This window comes from Maribacter sp., from assembly GCF_049667165.1.
Taxonomy (GTDB): Bacteria; Bacteroidota; Bacteroidia; order Flavobacteriales; family Flavobacteriaceae; genus Maribacter_A.
In genome coordinates, this window is record NZ_JBATHS010000210.1 from 1 (window position 1) to 6,406 (window position 6,406).

The window sequence follows — 6,406 nt, forward strand, 5'->3', positions numbered from 1 at the left end:
GTATTTGTGCCAATATGGGTAGCCGTGAACACCGCGGTACCATCATCTTCGTTTACAGTAACATCGCCTATGCTTATTGCTGGGCCAGTGGAATAAACGATTGTAAGCACCGGTGCCCGTGAGGAACTGCCATCATGGGATTCGGCTGTACGTTCACCTGAACCCGTAATTACAAAAACCATAGCATTCCCGCTACTCCAACCTCCCCGATTTACGATTTCCTGTACAATGGTACCTAGGTTTGGAGTCTGTTGGTCGACTCCTGACTGACCTACGGAATTCCAAGCTGGAATATTGTTCCAGGCCACCGAAGCTGAGGTCAATGTTCTGTCGGATATATCGTCATCACTATTTGAAAAATTCCCTGGATCATTTGCGTCCTGCCCCCTTATAACGACGGATGTTGAACCAGAATCGGTTTCGTCGACAGTGAACTGAATATCAGCACTAACGATAGTTGCTCCCTGTGGAACGTTGATATTCCTAAATCGTAAACCTACCAATTGGTTAGTTCCTCCATCACTAGTCAACTCCAAATCGGAGCTCCCCCTACTCATATTCCCGTCAGACACTCGTTCCTCAGCATCATCATTGTCATCCGAAACCTGGGAAGTCACTGTTACTTGTCCATAACCATTAATGCTAATCAAAAGAGTAAACATGAAGAGGCATGTGGCAACAAAGTTTCTATTGCTGATTGTTTGGCGCGTCTTTATCATCCATCCGAAAACTGGAACGAAAACAATCTTTATTAACAATAAGAATTTGGCCATAAGATGAAATTTCATGGGGTTGAAAATTAAACTTTTAGGTTTAGGCTTAGCTTTTGCAATAGTTTTGCGAAATATTTTATTATGAATATCATGTCCTCAATAATTTCTATTTTCTTCAATCTTAAGTGCATAAGTAATCCAGGTTAAAAGTAGATAAGGAGTTGCTACACACCTAAAATTTGTTGTATAGTAGCCTAAAGGGATAGTGAATAACGGCAATTGTGGTGTGAGCAAGAATAAAATAAGAAATAAAAAACGACTTTCGAAAAGGTAATTTCGTCGATGAACACCCTGTAAACGGGTAAATTGAAATCCTAAAAAACATAAATGCTGTTGTTCTCACAACAGCATTTATATATTATATCCTAAATAATTATTCTAAAATAATAAATTCTGATCTGCGGTTTTTTTCATGCTCAATTGCTGAACAGCGTACCCCATTTTCACAATGGTTCACCAATTTGGTTTCCCCAAAGCCTTCGCCTTTTAATCGATCTTCGGAGATGCCTTTTGATATCATATAATTTACTGTTGACTCTGCCCTTTTTTGCGATAACCAAAGATTGTAGGCATCACGTCCGCGGCTATCGGTATGTGAATTCACCTTGATTTTAAGGCTTGGGTATTTTTCCATAGCGGCAATTACCTTTTCAACCTCTATCTCCGAATCCTTACGAATGTTGTACTTATCAAAATCAAAATAGATGGTACTCAATTGCAGTAATTTGGCCAAATCATCACCGAACCCTGCCGTAACCTGATCCCGTTCCAAATAGAAATCAATGATATTGGGCTTACCATCGGATTTCCCCAAATACTCTTCTGAAGGCACATACCCTTGCATTAGGGCCCTTACGAAATTTCCTCGATTACAGTCTGCCGACAATCTATACGCCCCTTCAGAATCCGTAATGGTCGTCAAGACTTCATTATTGTTCTCATCAATAATCTTGACCGTTGCCCCAACCAAAACCTCATTGGTGATTTTGTCCCTTACAGTACCTGATATGGCTTGATCACAAACAAGTTTCAAGGGTATGGTTTCTACAAAGGAATAGATATCGTCCGCCCCTTGGCCCCCATCCCTATTAGATGCGAAATACCCTGTTCTGGTATCTTCCTTGAACACGAAGGTAAAATCGTCCATTTTGCTGTTTACCGGTTCCCCTACATTCACAACAGCACCTTTATAATCGTCCGAATCGATCTTTGTAGCAAATACATCGAGCCCACCAAGTCCTGGATGGCCATCAGAGGATAGATATAGTACATTCTCTGAAGTCACAAAGGGAAAAGTCTCCCGGGCTTCCGTATTAATGGTATTTCCCAGATTTTCCGGCGTTCCGAATTTGCCATCATTGTACACTGCAACACGGAAAATATCCGATTGACCATAGGAACCGGGCATATCGGAAGCGAAATACATTGTTTTCCCATCGGGACTGAAAGTGGGATGTGCCGTGGAATACGAATCGCTATTGAAAGGAAGTTCCTCTATGTTCGTCCAAACTCCATCGATGAGGGTAGCACGCAATAACTTCAATCGGATAATACCATTTTCATCGGTAATATACTTACCGTCCTTAAAATTATTTCGAGTGAAATAAAGGTATTTGCCATCATTTGTCACTACTGAGGTCGATTCATGCAATCTAGTATTGATATCATCGCCTAATTTAATGACCAGATCGTTATCTAAACTATCGGTATTCACTTTGTACAAGTCCAAAAAGTCCTTGGAATTCCAGGTGTGTCTATATTTTGCCAAATTCCCCGTATCCCTATCCGATGAAAAAATAAGTCCCTTCTTATAATAGGAAGTGGCAAATTCAGAGTATGGCGTGTTGTATTCAAATGGCTTTATTTCGTACCTGCCGGAATTCTTTTTAATTTCTTCCAAATAATCCTTTTCACTTTTAAAGATCCCAGCGCGAACATCATCCGCGGTCTTTTCACTGAATTGGTCCATCATATCCTGGGCCTCATCATAATTACCCAGACTTTTTAGGGTCTGAGAGTACCTGAAATAATATTCTGGCCCGATATCGGTAGTGTAATCAGACAATAAACGTTTATAAGTTTCCGCAGCTTCCTTATAATCCGCATTGAAATAATATGAATTACCCAAATTCTTCAACAAATCGGCCGATACAAAACCCTTATCAAGAACCTTTTTGTAAATATCGATGGCAGGACTGAAGGAATACTCTCGATACTTCTGGTTGGCCTTTGTAATAAGCTTTTCTTGGGCCCACGTAGTATGACTGACCAAGAATGCCAAAACAATTCCAATTATTAAATTTCTTTTGATCATTTTAATTTCTTTTAGAAGAATCTAGGTGATACCAGGTTTCGGAACGATTTAACCAATTCATACCTTAAAAAAACCTCGAACGACCCATCATTAAATTGAGTACCTCCTAAATCAGTGGTCTCCCTATCATAGGCCAATCCCAACATCAACTGATCGGATATCTGAAAACCCGCCATTGCACTCAATGCGGCATCCCATCTGTAAGCCGCTCCGAAAGAAAACTTCTCGTTGTATAAGAAACTGGCCGATATATCAACTTGTAAGGGAGCCCCACCTACAACCTTGGTCAATAAGGCAGGTTTGAACTTCAGGTCACCGTTCAAATCAATGACATATCCGGTTATCAAATAGAAATTAATCCGCTCTTTCGATAAAAACTGAATATCGTTGGAATCTTGTTGACTATTGTCAAAATGCTTTGTCTCCAATAAATTGGGCGCGGAAAGACCCGCATAGAAAGAATTTGTATGGTAATAGACCCCAACGCCCACGTTTGGCGAAAACTTATTCTCGATATTATCTTGATTGACAGGTTCAACATCAAAATTACGAAGGCCTTGAAAATCGAGGTTCAATAAATTACCGCCAGCTTTAAGGCCGAATGAAAGTTTGCCTTCCCGAGACACATCTATTGTATAGGATAGTACGGCATCGAAAAACGTTTCTTGTACCACACCATTTCCTATTTCATCATTTACGATCGAAATACCATAACCCAACTTACTGTTTCGAATAGGGGAGTGTAGGTTCAAGGTTTGGGAAGTGGGGGCGCCATCCAAACCTACCCATTGCGAGCGGTATAATGCGGCTACGCTTAATTGCCCCCTTGAACCTGCATATGCAGGGTTAACACTCATGGTATTATACATGTACTGCGTATACTGGGCATCTTGTTGGGCAGATACCACCTGAATGGTCAGTATTGCAAACAATGCTACTACAATGTTATTTCTAAATTTCATAAATAGTATAAGATGTTATTTACTGACATAGATATAACCACTATCAGTAGTATTTTTACTATTATCCTTTTGGTATTCAAAGATATAAAAATATATTCCCGACGGAAGGTAATCCTCCGCACTTACCGTAGACCTTCCTTTGGACCTACCATCGAATACATTGTTTTGGTTGTTATAGTCTTTACCCTCATATACCGCAACTCCCCATCTATTAAAAATCTTTAAGGAATTGTTTTTCGCATTACGAACCCCTTTTATGAATAAAAAGTCATTCCTTCCATCCCCGTTGGGAGTTACCATTTGATTGACCAAAATCGCTTCTTCCTCGGCTATGGTTACCTGAACTGTTACAATGGCCGTATCACAATTGGTTGGATTAGCTACTTCGCAAATGGAATACTCTATGGTATAAATTCCTTCTGCAGTATCAGGTGCTACGTCAATAGTGCCGTCTGGATTAATGGTCAATTGTTCTGTTGGGGTGGATGTCAAAATCACATCCTCAGGATCCAAAGCTTCCCCCTCCAAAGTATCATTGTCAAATATATTACTATTAGGTACGTTACCGCCCGTAGTGCCATCGACAAAAATACCACTGTAATCATCGTCCACAGCATCTATTTGAGCATAAGGCGTGCCTACAGTTATAGTAACCGTTGCCGTATCACAATTTTCCAATGCATCGCATATGGTATATTCGAAAGTGTCCGTACCATTAAAACCTTCATTCGGGGTATAGGTTACGGTATCATCATTGGGGTCATCTGGTGTACCACCATCATTAATAACCACAGTTCCGTTGGTCGGCTGCATAACACTAAGTGTATCAAGATCAGGGATACCCGAATCGTTCGCCAGAATATCAATATCAACCGGAGTATCCTCATCGGTGGAGGCTATATCATCTACAGCATCCAACATAGGAGGTGTTCCAACCGTTACGGTCACCGTGGCCGTATCGCAGTTTTCCTGGGCGTCACAAACGGTATATTCGAAAGTGTCGGTTCCATTAAAACCTTCATTCGGGGTATAGGTTACCGTATCATCGCTGGGATCGTTGGGGGTACCACCATCGTTGATCACAAGGGTTCCGTTTTCTGGGTCGGTCACGGTCAGTGTCCCGTCCTCAGGGATACCCGTATCATTCGCCAGAATATCAACAGTAACAGGGGTATCCTCCTCAGTGGAGGCTGTATCGTCAACAACATCCAACATAGGTGGTGTTCCCACCGTTACGGTCACCGTGGCCGTATCGCAGTTTTCTTGGGCGTCACAAACGGTATATTCGAAAGTGTCCGTACCATTGTAGCCCGCATCGGGGGTATAGGTTACCGTATCATCGCTGGGATCGTTGGGTGTGCCACCATCGTTGATCACAAGGGTTCCGTTTTCTGGATCGGTCACGGTCAGTGTCCCGTCCTCAGGGATACCCGTATCATTCGCCAGAATATCAATATCCGTAGGAGTGTCCTCATCGGTGGAGGCTGTATCATCTACAGCATCCAACATAGGAGGTGTTCCAACCGTTACGGTCACCGTGGCCGTATCGCAGTTTTCTTGAGCGTCACAAACGGTATATTCGAAAGTGTCCGTACCATTAAAACCTTCATTCGGTGTATAGGTTACCGTATCATCGCTGGGATCATTGGGTGTACCACCATCGTTGATCACAAGGGTTCCGTTTTCTGGGTCGGTCACGGTCAGTGTCCCGTCCTCAGGGATACCTGTATCATTCGCCAGAATATCAACAGTAACAGGGGTATCCTCCACAGTGGAGGCCGTGTCGTCAACCACATCTATTGATGTATCAGCAGTAAATATCGTCACAGTGGGATCATCAGGATTACCATCGCCATCAATATCCCTATTGGTAGGATCATCTGGATCATCAGAAAGACTGCTTATTGGACCAATATCCGGAACAACTCCGGTTACAGTTGCCGAATTACTAAAACTTCCATTATCAATATCCGCTTGGGTAATGATGTATGTTGCCCTAAAAGTTGTATCATCTATTGCTCCTGGCTCCAATATTGCCAAAGGACCTCCTAATACGTCGACCAATGGATCGGTAATGGTAATATTTCCAATGGCTACGGTACCTGTATTAGTTACTATAAACGAATAATCAATAGTCTCTCCTTCCTGGAAAAGGCCATCGCCATTCTCATCAAAAAAGTCATCTATTTTTAATACCGTTATATTGGCACCATCATCATCGTTTGGATCTAGGTAATCGGGCGTGCCGTCACCATCGGTGTCGTCGTTGGTGGGGTCGCCGTCAAGATCGGCGTCCTCGTTGGGGGTGTCGATGCCGTCCCCGTCATCGTCAAGGTCCCTATAGTTCACATCCTCCG

The 6,406-nt window shown here is 42.3% G+C and carries 4 protein-coding genes; all 4 read right to left on the reverse strand.

From position 1 onward, the window contains the following. On the reverse strand, positions 1-662 hold a 662-nt coding region (locus WBM98_RS10355; protein ID WP_424365947.1), incomplete at its 3' end, for a hypothetical protein. Positions 663-1,146: 484 nt separating this feature from the next. Further along, positions 1,147-3,087: an OmpA family protein gene (locus tag WBM98_RS10360; RefSeq protein ID WP_424365948.1), complete on the reverse strand. Its 1,941-nt coding sequence runs from the start codon at positions 3,085-3,087 to the stop codon at positions 1,147-1,149. An 11-nt stretch (positions 3,088-3,098) separates the two neighbouring features. Then, on the reverse strand, positions 3,099-4,049 hold the full coding sequence (locus WBM98_RS10365; RefSeq protein WP_424365949.1) for a PorP/SprF family type IX secretion system membrane protein: 951 nt from the start codon (positions 4,047-4,049) through the stop codon (positions 3,099-3,101). A gap of 15 nt (positions 4,050-4,064) precedes the next feature. Further along, the coding region (locus WBM98_RS10370) for an Ig-like domain-containing protein (protein WP_424365950.1) at positions 4,065-6,406 on the reverse strand (2,342 nt) is incomplete at its 5' end.

Bases quoted from the DNA above. Each gene is read 5' to 3' on its own strand.
- WBM98_RS10360 (WP_424365948.1), bottom strand. From the start codon at position 3,087: ATGATCAAAAGAAATTTAATAATTGGAATTGTTTTGGCATTCTTGGTC.
- WBM98_RS10365 (WP_424365949.1), bottom strand. From the start codon at position 4,049: ATGAAATTTAGAAATAACATTGTAGTAGCATTGTTTGCAATACTGACC.